This window comes from Duganella sp. GW822-FHT06D06 (assembly GCF_058799615.1).
This window is the reverse complement of record NZ_JBXALQ010000002.1, coordinates 644,960-660,889: the sequence shown is the minus strand read 5'-3', so window position 1 is coordinate 660,889 and position 15,930 is coordinate 644,960. Positions and strand designations below refer to the sequence as shown.

Annotated in this window: 13 protein-coding genes; 2 read left to right on the top strand and 11 right to left on the bottom strand. The window is 59.4% G+C overall.

Features of this window, described 5'->3' with window-relative positions:
• Positions 1 to 7 precede the first annotated feature (7 nt).
• Positions 8 to 5,629: a DUF3320 domain-containing protein gene (locus AC1RMD_RS06150; protein WP_492924659.1), complete on the top strand. Its 5,622-nt coding sequence runs from the start codon at positions 8 to 10 to the stop codon at positions 5,627 to 5,629.
• Positions 5,622 to 6,422 carry a DUF4349 domain-containing protein gene (locus tag AC1RMD_RS06145; RefSeq protein ID WP_492924657.1) on the top strand — a complete coding sequence of 267 codons (801 nt, stop codon included), beginning with the start codon at positions 5,622 to 5,624 and terminating at the stop codon, positions 6,420 to 6,422. The genes AC1RMD_RS06150 and AC1RMD_RS06145 overlap by 8 nt, the downstream gene beginning before the upstream one ends.
• Before the next feature lie 28 nt (positions 6,423 to 6,450).
• Here AC1RMD_RS06145 and AC1RMD_RS06140 read toward each other — a convergent pair whose 3' ends face one another.
• From AC1RMD_RS06140 to AC1RMD_RS06090, 11 genes are all read right to left on the bottom strand, one after another.
• Entirely contained in the window at positions 6,451 to 6,801 is a 351-nt protein-coding gene (locus tag AC1RMD_RS06140) for an HVO_A0114 family putative DNA-binding protein (protein WP_492924655.1), read from the bottom strand.
• A complete protein-coding gene (locus AC1RMD_RS06135; protein WP_492924653.1) occupies positions 6,782 to 7,090 on the bottom strand; it encodes a toxin-antitoxin system TumE family protein in 309 nt (102 codons plus the stop codon). The genes AC1RMD_RS06140 and AC1RMD_RS06135 overlap by 20 nt, the downstream gene beginning before the upstream one ends.
• Positions 7,091 to 7,216: 126 nt before the next feature.
• A complete protein-coding gene (locus AC1RMD_RS06130; RefSeq protein ID WP_492924651.1) occupies positions 7,217 to 7,501 on the bottom strand; it encodes a type II toxin-antitoxin system HicB family antitoxin in 285 nt (94 codons plus the stop codon).
• A gap of 231 nt (positions 7,502 to 7,732) precedes the next feature.
• Positions 7,733 to 9,562, bottom strand: a complete 1,830-nt coding sequence (locus tag AC1RMD_RS06125) for a PhoH family protein (RefSeq protein WP_492924649.1) — start codon at positions 9,560 to 9,562, stop codon at positions 7,733 to 7,735.
• Between the two features lie 294 nt (positions 9,563 to 9,856).
• Positions 9,857 to 10,321 carry a peroxiredoxin gene (locus AC1RMD_RS06120; RefSeq protein WP_492924647.1) on the bottom strand — a complete coding sequence of 155 codons (465 nt, stop codon included), beginning with the start codon at positions 10,319 to 10,321 and terminating at the stop codon, positions 9,857 to 9,859.
• 24 nt (positions 10,322 to 10,345) lie between these two features.
• Positions 10,346 to 11,290 carry a polysaccharide deacetylase family protein gene (locus AC1RMD_RS06115; RefSeq protein WP_492924699.1) on the bottom strand — a complete coding sequence of 315 codons (945 nt, stop codon included), beginning with the start codon at positions 11,288 to 11,290 and terminating at the stop codon, positions 10,346 to 10,348.
• Between the two features lie 36 nt (positions 11,291 to 11,326).
• Positions 11,327 to 12,379, bottom strand: coding sequence for a bifunctional UDP-4-keto-pentose/UDP-xylose synthase (locus tag AC1RMD_RS06110; RefSeq protein WP_492924645.1), 1,053 nt, complete (start codon positions 12,377 to 12,379; stop codon positions 11,327 to 11,329).
• A gap of 22 nt (positions 12,380 to 12,401) precedes the next feature.
• Complete coding sequence (locus tag AC1RMD_RS06105; protein ID WP_492924643.1) at positions 12,402 to 13,346, bottom strand: formyltransferase; 945 nt, start codon at positions 13,344 to 13,346, stop codon at positions 12,402 to 12,404.
• Positions 13,339 to 14,334, bottom strand: coding sequence for a glycosyltransferase (locus AC1RMD_RS06100; protein WP_492924641.1), 996 nt, complete (start codon positions 14,332 to 14,334; stop codon positions 13,339 to 13,341). The genes AC1RMD_RS06105 and AC1RMD_RS06100 overlap by 8 nt, the downstream gene beginning before the upstream one ends.
• 11 nt (positions 14,335 to 14,345) lie before the next feature.
• Positions 14,346 to 15,485, bottom strand: a complete 1,140-nt coding sequence (locus AC1RMD_RS06095; protein ID WP_492924639.1) for a DegT/DnrJ/EryC1/StrS family aminotransferase — start codon at positions 15,483 to 15,485, stop codon at positions 14,346 to 14,348.
• Positions 15,486 to 15,549: 64 nt separating this feature from the next.
• Complete coding sequence (locus AC1RMD_RS06090) at positions 15,550 to 15,921, bottom strand: DMT family transporter (protein WP_492924637.1); 372 nt, start codon at positions 15,919 to 15,921, stop codon at positions 15,550 to 15,552.
• Positions 15,922 to 15,930: the final 9 nt, after the last annotated feature.

Here is a 15,930-nt window from a genome sequence, read left to right as displayed (position 1 = left end):
TTAATAATTGTTTATCGAGAAAATATTGCGCCAAATGAATGAGGGCCGAAAAATGGTAGCCGATGGTGAAAGCAGTCACGAATCCAGCTTCTTGCATGCAAGTTTATCGATTGCGGAAAAGCTGGAAAGGGCGCGCACGGAGTTGCTGGATTTGTCCGCACGAAATCGCCTGTTGAATATTCCTCGGTCAGCGAAATCTGCGCGAACCATTGAGGTGGTCGACGAGAAAACGTCCGAAATTTTCCGAATGCTGGTCACCGAAAACCGTGTTTTTACATTTCTCCCCGGCCGGGCCGCCGCTTCCGGAGCGCTAGCCGATTTGGCGGAAGATCCTGATGAGATCGGTGATCTGGCTCAGCCGGACGAAAGCGTGAATGAGCTTGGCGTTTTTAATCGCCACGTGGATACAAAGCTCCAGACTAAACTGACGTCCAAGGGGCTTCAGAAACGATTGCTCGAATTGTATTTCGACGCTCGTACGCTAGAAGAAGAGCAAGGGGTCAATATTTTGTTCCTGGCGTTGGGGACCTTGAAATGGGTCGATCCAACCAATGTGAAAAATATCCGCTATGCCCCTTTGATCCTTGTCCCTGTTAGCCTCGAGCGTGGCAACGCTGCGGAGCAATTTAAGCTCAGGTGGCGCCAGGAGGATCCGGCTTCCAACTTGTCGTTGGAGGCTTATCTGGATCGCATTCATAGTTTAAAACTACCTTCGTTTGAGGCGAGCGACGACGTCGATACTGCGGCTTACATAAGCGCGATAGGTGATGCCGTCAAATCCAAGCCAGATTGGTGTGTCAATCCCGACGATATTGTTCTTGGATTTTTCTCGTTCTCGAAGTTCCTCATGTATCGCGACCTGGACCCTGCAGCGTGGCCAGCGCAAGTAGGCATTACGTCTCAACCGCTGATCAAAGGCCTGTTAAATGATGGGTTTGCCTCACACCTGCCTTTGCTTCCTGACGATGAGAGTATCGACGCACATATTGCGCCTGCAGATCTGTTGCACATAGTTGATTGTGATAGTTCGCAGGCACTTGCTGTTCACGACGTCAGGGCGGGGCAGAACCTTGTCATCCAGGGGCCGCCTGGCACCGGCAAGTCGCAGACGATCGCGAATGTGATCGCCTCGGCTGTCGCCGATGGAAAAACTGTACTGTTCGTAGCGGAAAAAATGGCCGCGCTGGAAGTGGTAAAGCGGCGGCTTGACTCGGCGGGTGTTGGTGACGCCTGCCTGGAACTGCATAGCAATAAAGCGAACAAGCGGGTTTTGCTGGAGGAGCTTCGGCGTACTGCCAATCTTGGTGCGCCAAGAGGCGATTTCGAATCGACGCTCAATTCGCGGCTGGCAGAAGCCCGGAACGCGCTCAATTCCCACGCGGCCAGGCTGCACAAGGCGCATTCCAATGCGCAACTGACGCCATATCAGGTTATCGGCGAACTGACGCGATTGCGTCAGGAGGATTTTCTGCCAGTTGATCTGCACCTGGCTTCGCCCGAGAACTGGAGCCCCGATGAACGTAAGTTTCGCGAGGGGCTGATCGCCGAGTTAGCGCAAAGGATCATTGAAATTGGAACGCCGTCCGCACATCCCTGGTCTGGAGTTGGCTTGACGGTCGTTCTCCCTACCGATGTGGAGCGCTTGGTACGTCGAATCGCCGAGCTAAAAACTAATCTTAATGCCGCATGCGCTGCCCGCTCGTCTCTTTGTCAGTCATTAGAGCAGGAGGTGCCGGATAATTTGTTGGCGATGAGCGCGGTGATCGAGCGTGCGCGCCGTGTTGCCGAGTCTCCCACGTTGAGCGCCTCTGCCTTGTCTGCGCAGTGCTGGATCGTTGAACGCGAAAAGATAAAACGCTTGATTGCGGCCGGCTTGCAATGGCACGCTCTGACGTCGGGATTGCATGGCATGCTGAACCCGTCAGCGTGGACTGCGGATGTCGATGGATTGGGCAGGGATTTAGGCCAACTCCCAGTCAACTTCAAGCTCTCGGTGTTTGCTGCTGCCGAACAATTGCTGGCTATTTTGCCGACACTTGTTGACGAGGCGGGGCGACTGACGCGTGGCCTTGGAAGTAGCGAAAGCCCAGGTACGATCACCTTCATTTCCAATCGGGTCTTGACAGCGGAGCGGGTTGCTGCCGCGCCAAACGTTAGTCCAGAAATCTTTGCTGCGAACATATGGGAGCAGGGCGTCGAACAGGCTGCCGACTTGGTCGAAGCTGTTTCGGTATGGCAGGCTGTGAATCCAGAGATTGAAAGCTATATTGTTGATGCGGCATTGGATATGGACCTCTCCGATGCGCGCCAGATCTTGGCTGCCCATGGCAGCAGCTGGTTCAGGTTTCTGAGCGGCGATTGGCGGAAGGCGCGCGCTCGAGTGAAATCCATCTTGAAAAATCCGGATACGGCGCTAACCAGGCAACTCTCCCTGCTGGATACCTTGGCGAAGGGGCAGAAGGCGCGCGCGACCATCAAAAACAATGACGACATTGGGCGCGCTGCCTTTGGCGCCGATTGGCGGGGGGGACGTTCGGCGCTTGCACCAATGTCTGCGCTGGTGGAATGGATGCGTAGCCTGCGAGGATTAGGGGCCGAGCCAAGACTGATCGCCCAGAGATTGCCCGATAGAGCGGCCATGGGCGTGCGTGCTGAACATGTTCAACGGTTGCTCCGCGAAGCACACGGCTTGCTTCAAGACATCTGGAACTCAATCGGGCCGGAGCGAAGCCGCTTATTTCCCGATGCGGTCTCCGTTGAAGACGTTTCGTTGGAGGCGATGCTGGCGCACGTCGAGCACCTGGTTTCGATGTTTCATAAGTGCTCGGAAGTATTCGTGCGGATGCCGCTAGCCGTGTCGGAAATCATCTCGGTTTTGGATAGGCTGTTCGCTGCGCAGGCCGAAAAGAAAATACTCGACGATGGCCAGCCGCTTGGCTTGAGTGCCTTCGACTCCGCATGGGCTGCTATAGAGTCGGATTGGGCTTCGCTGAACAGCGCGTCGCTATGGATAGATGCGAACGCTGACATACTCAATGTCGTGGCACTGCATGAGGCGCGCGGCTTGCCACTCTTGAACGCCGTGAAAATCGAGAAGGACTTCTTGGCGCTTGCCGACGACGTTGAGCAGCTGTTGCGCGACCTGCGTAGCGATGCTTGGACATTGTTCGGTGCGAAGCTTACGAGTGATGTGTCCGTGATCAGGCTGGATGGGTGCTTGACCGCGTGGATGGTATCGTCGGAGCAGTTATCTAAATGGGTCGCCTATCGCGATAGGGCCGATCAAGCTGTTGCGGCAGGCTTGGGGGAAATGGTTGCAGGCCTGGAAAACGGCACTATCGCTGCGAACGCCACGCGCAAAACCTTTGATATGGCATATTACGAGGCGCTGTTCCGGGATCAGGCGGCGACCGATCCGGCCCTTGCGCGCTTTGATGGACAAATCCACTCGCGGCTGGTGAGTGAGTTTGCTGCATTGGATCGCGAGCGGATATCCGCCTCCAGTCTGGCGGTGGTACAGGCACACTATCGACGGATTCCACAGGGCGGAGGCGGCGCCGGACCGTTGGGCGTTTTGCGGGGAGAGATGGCTAGACGCCGAGGTCACATGCCGATCCGGCAGTTAATGCTTAAGGCCGCACCTGCGATACAGGCACTCAAACCGGTACTGATGATGAGTCCTTTATCGGTTGCCCAGTTCCTGCCGCCCGGTCAGCTTCAGTTTGATTTACTGGTTATGGATGAGGCGAGTCAAATCCAGCCTGTTGATGCTTTGGGAGCGATTGCGCGTTGTCGCCAGGTCGTTGTGGTCGGCGATGAGAAGCAGCTTCCTCCGACTAAGTTTTTCTCGAAAATGACAGGCGGTTCGCAGGATGACGAAGAAAACGATGAAGCCCAGGTATCGGATATAGAAAGTATCCTCGGCCTGTTTTCTGCTCGAGGGCTGCCGCAACGGATGTTGCGTTGGCACTACCGTAGCCGGCATCAATCATTGATTGCAGTGTCGAATAGCCAGTTCTATGAGAACAAACTTTTTATCGTCCCCAGCCCTTACACCAAAGAGGCCGGTATGGGGCTACAGTTCACCTACATTGCCGATGGCATTTTTGACTCTGGTAACAGTGGCACCAATGAGGTGGAGGCGAAGGCTGTAGCACATGCCATCATCCAGCATGCCCGCCTGAACCCGGAGCTCTCCTTGGGCGTCGCCACATTTTCTGTGAAGCAGCGTAAAGCGATACAAGATCAGCTGGAATTGCTACGCCGACAAAACTTGGAAACCGAGACCTTCTTTAACCTTCATCCTAACGAACCTTTCTTTGTCAAGAATCTGGAAAACGTCCAGGGCGATGAACGGGATGTGATTTTTATTTCTGTTGGCTATGCCCGCAACGCACAAGGCTATCTGGCGATGCGTTTTGGACCGTTGAGCGCGGACGGCGGCGAGCGGCGCCTGAACGTGCTGATTAGCCGGGCGAAGAGGCGGTGCGAAGTGTTCTCCTCCATTACGGATGAAGACATTGATTTGGAGCGGGGAAAAGGCAAGGGCGTTCACGCATTCAAATTATTTCTGCATTACGCCCGCACTGGCCGGCTCGCTATGGCTCAAACCACCGATAGGCGCTATGAGAGTCCGTTTGAAATTCAGGTTGCCAAAGCGCTGCAAGCGCATGGCTGCCAGGTTCATCCGCAAGTCGGTATCGCTGGCTTCTTCATTGACTTGGCAATCGCAGACGCCGGCCGCCCTGGCCGGTACATTTTAGGTGTCGAGTGCGATGGTGCGACTTATCACAGCTCCCGTTCTGCGCGGGATCGGGACAGGTTACGGCAGGCTGTCCTTGAGGACCACGGCTGGATGATTCACCGGATATGGAGCACTGACTGGTTCAACCGGCCGAAGGAGGAACTTCGGCGTGTACTGAGCGCCATAGACGCCGCGCGGTTGGAGCTGGATGCACGGTTGGAGCCCGCCTCGAAAAGTCGCCATGCCGTGCCGGTGGCGATTGTGAGTATTGAGCGCGGCGACACGGCTGAAATTGGTTTAATCGCCGTCGATGAAATGGAGAAAGAGCGTACTGCCTATATCGAAGCGAGTCTTGCCCGACCGGCTGGCGGCCACGAACTTCATGAAACGCCGATTGATGTACTTGCCGAGCTTATAAAATCAGTCGTCGCTGTGGAGAGCCCGGTGCACGCAGATGAAATCGTCGTTCGTTTGCGCGCCACCTGGGGCCTGAAGCGCGCAGGTGGCCGTATCCAGGCCGCGGTGGAACGGGGACTTGAGCTTGCGCTCCAGGACCAGGGGTTTGTGATTGAAGATCGATTTTTATCGATGAGCAGTGCGCCGATTATTGTGCGTGATCGGAGCTCGGTGATATCGGACGCGTTGCGTAAGCCGGAGATGTTGCCGCCTAAGGAGATCGATATGGCGATTCGTAGCGTGGTCGCAAAAAACTTTGGGGCAAGTCCGGAGGAAATCGTATTGTCAGTTTCCCGATCGCTTGGATTTAGAGCGACCAGTAGCCAGTTGCGCGAACTGATACAAACGCGTATCGAGGGAATGGTTGGGAGCGCTGTGCTGATGCGGCGAGGAGATAATTTGGTGCCAGGCGACGCGCACCATGCGTGATCCTATGTACGCCATGGTCAAGTTGCTGTGTTTGATTGTCGTGATGACGCTGGCTGCGTGCGGCCGTCCGCAAGCGATGGATGGTTCCGCGCCACTTGCGGTAAGCACTGCGCAGGGACGCGACAAGTTCCTGGCCTACCAGCATGCGCTGACCATCGATACCAGCGAAAACCAGATCAAGCCTCTGCTGGAGAGGTTGACGGCGGCCTGCCAGGCGGATCGGGAAAACAGCTGCATGCTGCTCAGCTCCAGCCTGGAAGGCGGACGGCGCAACGAAGCCTCCCTGCGCGTGCGCGCCAAGCCAGCGGGGATTAACAAGCTGCTGGCGCTGGCCGCCGCCGGCGGCGAGCTGGCGCGGCAGGAAACCAGCGTGGAGGACTTGGCGCGGCCGGTGTCGGACAGCGCGAAGCGTCTTGAGATGTTGCGCGCCTATCAGCAGCGCTTGACCGACTTGGAGCGCAAGCCTCGCATCGATGCCGATGCGCTGATTAAACTCTCCAGGGAGCAGGCCAGCGTGCAGGCTGAACTGGAGCAGGCCAGCGGCGAGAACAACCATCTGATGGAGCGCATCAATCTCGACCTGCTCAACATCCATATCCAGTCGGGCAGCCGCTCCTCGTTCTGGAGCCCGATCCAGCGCGCGCTGTCCGACTTCAATGGCAATCTGTCCAGTGGCATCGCCAGCACGCTGACGGGCCTGGCATACCTGCTGCCGTGGTCGTTGATACTGGCGTTGATCTGGTGGTTGGCCCGCAAACTGTGGCGCCGTCGCGGGAAGACGGCGAGCAGCTAGTTCAATCCGGAAACGGATGATGAATTGACTAAGTTTTTATGGTGGCCGTAGGGGGGAGCAATACTTCGTCGTAGGGAAAGATCACGCGCTCGTCCCCGCAGGGTTCAAGAACACCGGCGAGTACCAGCGCACGGATATCGGCTTCTACTTCATCCGCATCACGCCCCATGCGCCTCGCCGTTTCGGTGGCGGTCACTCCACCCGCGCCACAAAGTATCCGGACGATACTCCGACGATTTGGCGTCAGGACTTCATCCATCAATTCCTGCGTGACAAACGCCATTCTGGCCGACGTTTGCGGTACACCCGCGTCCCATGCCTGAGAAAAATCATCGAGGCAGTCTTCCAACGATCTGACTTCAAAGATAACCGTTTTCATGGTTCCACCTCGCAATATCCAGGTAAAAATCTTTTTTCAACTGCCTTAGCGTAGTGAATTTGTATGGCGTTTCTGTGGGGCCGAAATGGCGGTGGTCGCCTTTGGCTACTTCGTTGTCAAAGCGAACCACGCATTTGCCATACACCACATATGCCAGTCGGTATTTATAGGAGTGCGAAACACTTGTTTGCCCTGAACCAGGCAAGCTCCAAATGACCAGTTCTGCGAATGCGAATGGCGACAGGTGGACGCGTTTTTTTAGAATCAGGGTTGCCTTCTTCCCGCCCATGGTGCCCCCGCAAATTGGGATTGTCAATTGAGCTAAACAGTAGCGCAATGTAGACAATCCGTATGAACATTGATCAGCCATTCCGACCGCATGTCCATGGGAACGATATTTTTGGGGGAGGGCGCCTCAATCCTCGGGCGGATCGTTCAGCTTGGCCAGGTCCAGGCTGACCAGCGCCCAGATGCCGCCGGCATAGTCCGGCTCGCGGGAGAGGAATTCCACTTCGGAGGGTTTGATTTCGAAGGCCTTGCCTTGCTCGACCAGCTGGCCGACGTGGCCGTAGATGGCCTTGGTGGCGTTGCTCATCGCCTTGTCCACCGTATCGCCGCTGGTGACGCAGCCAGGGATGTCCGGCACGGTGACACCGTACTTGGTGTTGCCTTTTTTTCGGATCAGGATAGGGATGTCCATGCTCTTACCTCGGCTGTGGTCCGAAAGTCCGGCGAAATCAACGACTTGCAGTGTCTAGTGTCATACAGGTTGCTGCCGGTTTCAAGCACTTTCGTGGCTGGCGCCGCCTTTATTGTGCAATGCATTATAGATTGACATCAAAATTCACCTCCACATTGCTTGAAGGAAAAAAGAAGCCCCGCCGGCATCGCTGCGGGCGGGGCTAACAGGTACGAGTTTATTCTACTACAGTTACAAGACCTCGCTGGCGTGGTCGGCCAGGCGCGAGCGTTCGCCGCGCGCCAGGGTCACGTGGCCGCTGTGCGACCATCCCTTGAAGCGGTCCACCACATACGTCAGGCCGCTCGAGCCTTCGGTCAGGTAAGGCGTGTCGATCTGCGCGATATTGCCCAGGCAAAGAATCTTGGTGCCCGGACCGGCACGCGTGACCAAGGTCTTGACCTGCTTGGGCGTCAAGTTCTGTGCTTCGTCGATGATCAGGAACTTGTTGACGAAGGTGCGGCCGCGCATGAAGTTGAGCGACTTGATCTTGATGCGCGAGCGGATCAGGTCCTGCGTCGCCGCGCGACCCCATTCGCCACCGTCCGAATCGGACTTGTTGAGCACTTCCAGGTTGTCGTCGAAGGCGCCCATCCATGGCGACATCTTCTCTTCCTCGGTGCCCGGCAGGAAACCGATGTCTTCACCGACCGGCACCGTCACGCGGGTGACGATGATCTCGTTGTAGAGCTTGGTTTCCAGCACTTGCGCCAAACCTGCGGCCAGCGCCAGCAGGGTCTTGCCGGTACCGGCCTGGCCCAGCAGGGTGACGAAGTCGCATTCCGGATTCATCAGCAAGTTCAAGGCGAAGTTCTGCTCGCGGTTGCGGGCGGTGACACCCCACACATTGTTCTTGTTGTGGCTGAAGTCGCGCAAGGTCTGCAGCACGGCGGTCTTGCCGTTGATCTGCTTGACCTGGCCGTAGAACGGCGTTTCGCCATTCTTGGGCTCCAGGAAGATGAACTGGTTGACCAGCAGCGACGGCACGAACGGACCGGTGACGCGGTAGAACGTCGCGCTCTGGCCGTTTTTGTTTTCCTGCCAGGATTCCAGGTCCTTGCCGTGCTTGGTCCAGAAATCGTCCGGCAGCTGGACGATGCCCGAGTACAGCAGGTCGGTGTCTTCCAGCACGTGGTCGTTGAAGTAGTCCTCGGCCGGCAGGCCCAGCGCGCGCGCCTTGATGCGCATGTTGATGTCTTTCGACACCAGCACCACAGGGCGGCCTTCCTGTTCCGCTTCCAGCGAGCGGACCACGGACAGGATCTGGTTGTCGGCCTTACCGACCGGCAGCCCGACCGGCAGGTCGGCCGTTTGCAGGCGGGTCTGGAAGAACAGGCGGCCCTTGGCGTCCTTGTTGCCCAGCTTGGACAGCGGGATGCCGTTCTCGATGGCGTCGTCGTCGGTGTTGGAGACCAGCGCGTCCAAAGTGCGCGACACCTGGCGGGCGTTGCGCGCCACCTCGGTCATGCCCTTCTTGTGGTTGTCCAGCTCTTCCAGCGTCATCATCGGCAGGTAGACGTCGTGCTCTTCAAAGCGGAACAGCGACGATGGATCGTGCATCAGCACGTTGGTGTCGAGCACGAACAGCTTGGTGGTGCCGGTCTGGTCGGCGTGACGGCTGGTCGACGACTTGATCGCCACTTCATGCGGCTTGTGCTTGGCCGGGTGCGGCGCCTCGGCGGTGATCGGCGTGATCTTGCCGCGTGCGGCAGGCGCAGGCTTGGCCTTGGCGGCCGGCTTGGCTGGTGCAGCCGCAGGCGCGATGCCGGCGGCGGCGTTCTTCAGTACGGCAGGCGCGGCCTTCAGTACGGCTGCGACGGCTTTGGACTTGGCGCTGGTTTTGGGGGTTTCTACTTTGGCTTTTGCTACAGGCACTGCTTTGACAGGCGCCGCTTTCTTCGGCGCGGGCGCGACTTCAGCCACCGCTGCGATAGCGGAAACTGGACGCGGCCCTGTCGCTTTTGGGTAATCTTTCGCCAGAAGTAAAGTCGCTGGCTTACTAGGTAATTTTGGCAGTGGCATCAGGATCTCATTTGAAAAATATCTGGAGGAATCCGCCCATGGTGAGCGCTCGCAGTGCGAGTGCGAACGCATGCTCCCAACATGGGAAACATTGGGACCGTATGGGGTGGATGCTGGGTGAAAACAGGGTTTAAAGACTGCCGACGGGCGCTCATCATGCCCGGAGAAAGTACCGCGTGGCGGCCGGCTGGCCACCATGTAGGGTGGGGGTGTGAATTACAGTGATGACTCAAAATGACTGGATAGGCTTGGTTCGGTTGAGCAACTCCGGAAGCTGCAACGCGCATCCTGTACTTAAGCCTGACGCGCTACAAATTCCAGCACTTCATCGACGTGACCCGCTACCTTCACGCCTCTCCATTCTTTCACCAATTGACCATTAGCGTCAATCACAAACGTACTGCGTTCGATGCCGCGCACCGTCTTGCCGTACATTTGCTTCATCTTCATGACGCCAAACTGCAGGCAAACCGCTTCGTCGGGGTCGGAAATCAGCTCGAAGGGCAGGCCCAGCTTGGTCTTGAAGCTTTCGTGCGAGCGCAGCGAGTCGCGGCTGATGCCGTAGATTTCGGCGCCGGCGGCCTGGAATTGCGCGTGCAGGTCGCGGAAAGCCATGTTTTCGGTGGTGCAGCCCGGGGTGTTGTCCTTGGGGTAGAAGAACAGCACGGTATGGCGCGCCGGACGGCCCGACAGCTGGAAGGTCTGGCCGCTGGTCATGGCGGCGGAGAAATCGGTTACAACGGTTGGGCTATCAGCCACAGGCACTCTCCTGAACGGTAGGCATTAAGAACGGGCAGCGCCCTGTACGATCAGCTGTCCGGAACGACCCGGCAGCTCGCCCCAGGTGATCGGGCAAACCGGCATGGTCTGATGCTGGACCTTCTGATGGTAATCGGCCATCGACGCCAGTTGGTAACCTTGCGCCTTCCAACCGGCCAACAACTGCTCGAATATGGGGGCGAGTTTTTGTCCTTCAAGTTCAGAATGCAAAGTATATACGTGGTCGCGGGCGGCGCCGGCGGTCAGCTTGAGCAGAAAGGCGGCGATGTTGCCGGTGCCGATGGTGACGCCGTCGATCTCGCGGCCCAGCAGCTCGTCCAGGGTCGGCAAGGTGGTCGGCAGCTGGATGTGGGACAGCACTGTGTCGCCGTCGGACAAACGGTGCGGGCCGTCGGCCGGATTGGCCAAGGTGCCGTTCTCGTTCAACACGCAGCGGCCGTCGGAGGCGTAGGCGTAGCCGGCGGTGTCGTGCTCGGCGAAGGCGGCGTTGTTCATCTGCCAGCCGGCCGCGCCGTGGGTGCGCGGCGCGCTGCCGAACACCTGGGTAAAGCGGGCGGCGGCCTTGCGCATCATGTTGGTGGACCAGGCGCCGTCGCGCTTGGCGACGTTGTCCTGCCACAGCACGTGGTCCCAGGTGTGGATGCCGCATTCGAAGCCGGCGTCGCGCACGGAGCGCATCTGTTCGGCGCATTCCTTGCCGATGTCCGGGCCCGGCAACAGGGTGCCGTACATCAGCGTCTTGAGGCCGTAGTGCTCGACCACGGAAGTCCGCGAGACTTTGCTGAAGAACCCCGGACGCAGCGCGCGGCGCAGCGCCCAGCCGGTGTGATCCGGTCCCAGCGAAAACAGGAAAGTGGCCTGGGCGTTGTGCGCCTTCAGCATGGTCACCAGGTGCATGGTGCCTTCACGGGTGCCGCGGTAGGTGTCGACGTCGATCTTCAACACCATCAGCGGCGCTTGCGTTTGCAAAGTCTCGGTCAAATCTTAGTCCATCAGTTTTTGTGCTTCGGCCACCTGGCCGCGGTAGGCGTCGAAGATTTTCTTCAGCGCGTCAGCCATGGAGGTGGTCGGTTGCCAGTTCAGCTCTTCGCAGGTGTTGGTGATCTTCGGTACGCGGTTTTGCACGTCCTGGTAGCCGGTGCCGTAGTAGGCGCCCGACGTGGTCTCGACGATCTTGACCTTGGCGGCGCCTTCGGCGTACTCCGGGTACTGCGGCGCCAGCGCCAGCATCATGGCGGCCAGTTCGCGGATCGAGTAGTTGTTGACCGGGTTGCCGATGTTGTAGATCTTGCCGCTGGCCGCGCCATCCTTGTTCTCGATGATCTTCATCAGCGCGTCGATGCCGTCGTCGATGTCGGTGAACGCGCGTTTCTGCGCGCCGCCGTCGACCAGCGAGATGTTCTCGCCGCGCACGATGTGGCCGAAGAACTGCGTCACCACGCGCGACGAGCCTTCTTTCGGCGTGTGGATCGAATCGAGGCCGGCGCCGATCCAGTTGAACGGACGGAACAGCGTGAAGTTCAGGCCTTCCATGCCGTAGCCCCAGATCACGCGGTCCATCAGCTGCTTGGCGTTGGAGTAGATCCAGCGCGGCTTGTTGATCGGGCCGCAGACCAGCTCGGAGTTCTCAGGATCGAACTCGGCGTCGTGGCACATGCCGTACACTTCCGAGGTCGACGGGAACACCAGGTGCTTGCCGTACTTGGCGGCCGAGCGCACGATAGGCAGGTTGGCCTCGAAGTCCAGTTCGAACACGCGCAGCGGCGCCTTCACATAGGTCGACGGCGTGGCGATGGCGACCAGCGGCAGGATCACGTCGCATTTCTTGACGTGGTACTCGACCCATTCCTTGTTGATGGTGATGTCGCCTTCGAAGAAGTGCATGCGCGACTTGTAGGCCTCGTTCTCCAGCACGTCGGTGATGCGATCGGTGCTCATGTCCATGCCGTAGACATGCCAGTCGGTCGTTTCCAGGATGCGCTTCGACAGGTGATGGCCGATGAAGCCGTTGACGCCGAGGATGAGGACTTTTTTCATGTGATAGTTACCCAGGTAATGTTCATTGTCCGCCAGCGGATAGCTCCGCCAGGCGGGATTGCAACTGCTCGGCCGTTACGGGTTCGCCGTCGGCCGTCAAGGCGGAAATCGTCAGCATACGGCCATCGCCGCACACGCCAAAGATGCAATTATCCACTACTGTCAAGCCCGGTGGCAAACTTAGCGAAACAACATTGCCGAAATTGCCAGACAAGCGGGCCCGCTGCAGCACGTATCGTACACCGCCGATTTCGGTGAAGGCGCCGGGGTAGGGCGGGGCCACGGCGCGGTGCAGGTTGTACACATCCTGCGCCGGCAGCAGCCAGTTGATGCGGCCGTCCTCGGGCTTGCGGCCGCCGAAATAGCCGCCTTTGCTCAGGTCGTTCCTGAGACGCGGCGCCGTGCCGTCCAGCAGCGACGGCAGCACGCGCCACAGCGCCTGCTCGGCCGCCACGGTGACCTTGCCGAACACCTCGAAGGCGGTGTCGTCCGGCAGCACCGGCACTTCCATCTGCGCCACGATGGCGCCGGCGTCCGGCTTGACGGTCATCTCGTGCAGGGTGGCGCCGGTGACGGTGGCGCCATGCAGCACCGCCCAGTTGACCGGCGCGCGGCCGCGGAACTCCGGCAGCAGCGAGCCGTGCATATTGAACGCGGGCGCCACCGCCAGCAGCTCGGCCGGCAGCATGTTGCGGTAGTAGAAGCTGAACATCAGGTCCGGCTGAAGCGCCTTGACCTGTTCCAGCAGCGCCGGCGATTTGGCGTCGGCCGGCGTGATGTAGGGGATGCCCTCGGCCTGGCACAGCGAAATCACCGATTCGAACCAGATGTTTTCGTTGGCGCTGTCCTCGTGCGTGACCACCAGCGCGACATCGACGCCGCCGGCCAGCAGCACCTTCAGGCAGCGTACGCCGACGTTGTGGTAGCCGAAGACGACGGCGCGTTGCCGTTTGTTGAAATCAGTCATGGCCTCGGCCTACGGTACGTTTTTCCACGCCGGCCGGCGCGTCGAGCGACTGGCCGGGTTTTTGTTCCAGTATCGTTTGCACCACGTAGCGCGGGCGCGCGCGCACTTGCTGGAAGATGCGGCCGACGTATTCGCCCAGCAGGCCGATGCCGAACAGGATGGTGCCCATGAAGAAGAAGGCGATCGCGAACAGTGTGAACAGGCCTTCCGCCTCCGCGCCCAGGAACAGGCGGCGCACCAGCAGCACGAACACCAGCAGGCCCGAGGCCAGCGACAGCAGGATGCCGAACATCGAGAAGAATTGCAGCGGCACCAGCGAGAAGCCGGTGACCAGGTCGAAATTCAGGCGGATCAGGCTGTACAACGAGTACTTCGATTCGCCGGCCGCGCGTTCCTCGTGCTCGACGATGATCTCGGTCGGCTTGCGGGAGAAGCGGTAGGCCAGCGCCGGCACGAAGGTGTTGACCTCGCCGCACTGGTTGACCAGGTCGATCACATTGCGGCCGTAGGCGCGCAGCATATTGCCCTGGTCGGTGATCTTGATGTTGGTGATCTTTTCGCGCAGGTGGTTCATGGCCTTGGAGGCGTAGGTGCGCCAGGCCGAATCCTGGCGCTTGCGGCGGATCGAGCCGACGTAGTCGTAGCCCTCGCGGACCTTGGCCACCAGGTTGCCGATTTCCTCGGGCGGGTTCTGCAGGTCGGCGTCCAGCGTGATCATGATGTCGCCGCGCGAGGCTTCGAAGCCCGCCAGGATCGCCATGTGCTGGCCGTAGTTACCGTTGAACAGCACCACGCGGGTGACGTCGGGACGCAGGCGGAACTGCTCGGCCAGGATAGAGACCGAGTTGTCGCGGCTGCCATCGTTGACGAACACGATCTCGTAGGTCGTGCCGAGCTGGTCGAGCGCCGGATACAGGCGGTCGAACAAGGCTTGCAGGCCGGCCTGCTCGTTGTAGATCGGTATGACGATGGTAATTTCTGGCTTCATCAACGACACGCTCATTTGATTAAAATCGCTTTCACGGCGGCGACGGCACGGTCGACATCGGCGGTGGTCATGGCATAGAACATCGGCAGGGTCACGGTCAGGCGGCCGATTTTTTCCGACACGGGGAACATGCCCTCCTTGAAACCGCGCTCGCGGTACATGGTGAACAGGTGGATCGGCGCGTAGTGGTAGCCGGTGCCGATGTTGAACCGCTCCTGCATCGCGCGCATGAAGTCGGCGCGGGTGGTCGGGCCGTTGTCCGGCAGCACGATCTGGAACAGGTGGTAATTGCTGGTCTCGAAGGCCTGGACCGGCAGCTGGGCGCCGGACAGCGCTTCGAAATCCGCGCCGAAAGCCTGGTAGTAGTGGCGCGCCAGGTTGCGGCGGTGGGCGGTGATGTTGTCGATATTGGCGAACTGGCCCAGGCCGATGGCGGCCATGATGTCGCTCATGTTGTACTTGCCGCCGAGGACATCGACATCGATGCCGTCGACGCCGCTGCGGGTCACGCCCTGCAGGCGGTATTTCTCGGCCAGCCTGGCTTCCTCCAGGTTGTTGAGCACCAGCGCGCCGCCTTCGCCGGTGGTGATGTTCTTGTTGGCCTGGAAGCTGAACGAGACGAAGTCGCCGAACGAGCCGATGCGCTTGCCGTTCCATTCCGAGCCGAAAGCCTGGGCCGCGTCTTCGATCACGCGCAGATTGTGTTTTTTGGCGATGGCGTACAGACGGTCCATGTCGACGGGCAGGCCGGACAGGTAGACCGGGATGATGGCCTTGGTACGCGGGGTGATCGCCGCTACGACCTGGTCCAGGTCAAGATTGCGGGTGACCGGGTCGATGTCGGCGAACACCGGCGTGGCGCCCACTTCGATGATGACGTTGGCGGTGGCGACCCACGAGATCGAGGTGGTGATGACTTCGTCGCCGGCGCCGATGCCGGCGATGCGCAGCGCGATCTCCATCGTGCAGGTGCCGGAATTGAAGGTGCGCACCGGGCGGCCGCCAAAGTATTCGGACATCTGGGCTTCGAAGGCTGCCACTTTGGGGCCGCTGGTGATCCAGCCGGAGCGCAGCACGTCGCTGACGGCGGCGATGGTGGCCTCATCGATCGTAGGTTTTGAAAAAGGCAAGAAAGGTAAGGCGGAGGTCATGGGTGTCGCTCTCGTTATGCTCTCGTTATTGATGTTGGCTGATGGCCGCATTCTAAATTGTTCGTCAGGTCCGCGCCAGCAAGGCGACGCCCACCAGGATGATGCCGATGGCGACCAGGCGCTGCACCGTCAGCGCTTCGCCGAACAGATACCAGGCGCCGACCGCGGCGACCACGTAGCCCAGCGACAGCATCGGGTAGGCGATCGTCACGTCCACCCGCGACAGCGCGATGATCCACACCACCACCGACAGCACATAGCAGGTCAGGCCGCCGATGATGGGCAGCTGCGTCGCCACCTTGAGGCCGACCGAGAACAGGTTGTCCAGCGTCAGGTGGATCGCGCCGACGTTGTTGGCGCCGGCCTTGAGCAGCAGCTGGGCGAGGGCGTTCAACAGCACGCCAGCGACGATAAAACCGAAAGTTGCGATATTCATGTGTTCTTT

Excerpts from the sequence above, each read along its gene's own strand:
- AC1RMD_RS06145 (WP_492924657.1), top strand. The coding sequence starts at position 5,622 with ATGCGTGATCCTATGTACGCCATGGTCAAGTTGCTGTGTTTGATTGTC.
- AC1RMD_RS06140 (WP_492924655.1), bottom strand. The coding sequence starts at position 6,801 with ATGAAAACGGTTATCTTTGAAGTCAGATCGTTGGAAGACTGCCTCGAT.
- AC1RMD_RS06135 (WP_492924653.1), bottom strand. The coding sequence starts at position 7,090 with ATGGGCGGGAAGAAGGCAACCCTGATTCTAAAAAAACGCGTCCACCTG.
- AC1RMD_RS06130 (WP_492924651.1), bottom strand. The coding sequence starts at position 7,501 with ATGGACATCCCTATCCTGATCCGAAAAAAAGGCAACACCAAGTACGGT.
- AC1RMD_RS06125 (WP_492924649.1), bottom strand. The coding sequence starts at position 9,562 with ATGCCACTGCCAAAATTACCTAGTAAGCCAGCGACTTTACTTCTGGCG.
- AC1RMD_RS06115 (WP_492924699.1), bottom strand. The coding sequence starts at position 11,290 with ATGGTGTTGAAGATCGACGTCGACACCTACCGCGGCACCCGTGAAGGC.
- AC1RMD_RS06110 (WP_492924645.1), bottom strand. The coding sequence starts at position 12,379 with ATGAAAAAAGTCCTCATCCTCGGCGTCAACGGCTTCATCGGCCATCAC.
- AC1RMD_RS06105 (WP_492924643.1), bottom strand. The coding sequence starts at position 13,346 with ATGACTGATTTCAACAAACGGCAACGCGCCGTCGTCTTCGGCTACCAC.
- AC1RMD_RS06100 (WP_492924641.1), bottom strand. The coding sequence starts at position 14,334 with ATGAAGCCAGAAATTACCATCGTCATACCGATCTACAACGAGCAGGCC.
- AC1RMD_RS06095 (WP_492924639.1), bottom strand. The coding sequence starts at position 15,485 with ATGACCTCCGCCTTACCTTTCTTGCCTTTTTCAAAACCTACGATCGAT.
- AC1RMD_RS06090 (WP_492924637.1), bottom strand. The coding sequence starts at position 15,921 with ATGAATATCGCAACTTTCGGTTTTATCGTCGCTGGCGTGCTGTTGAAC.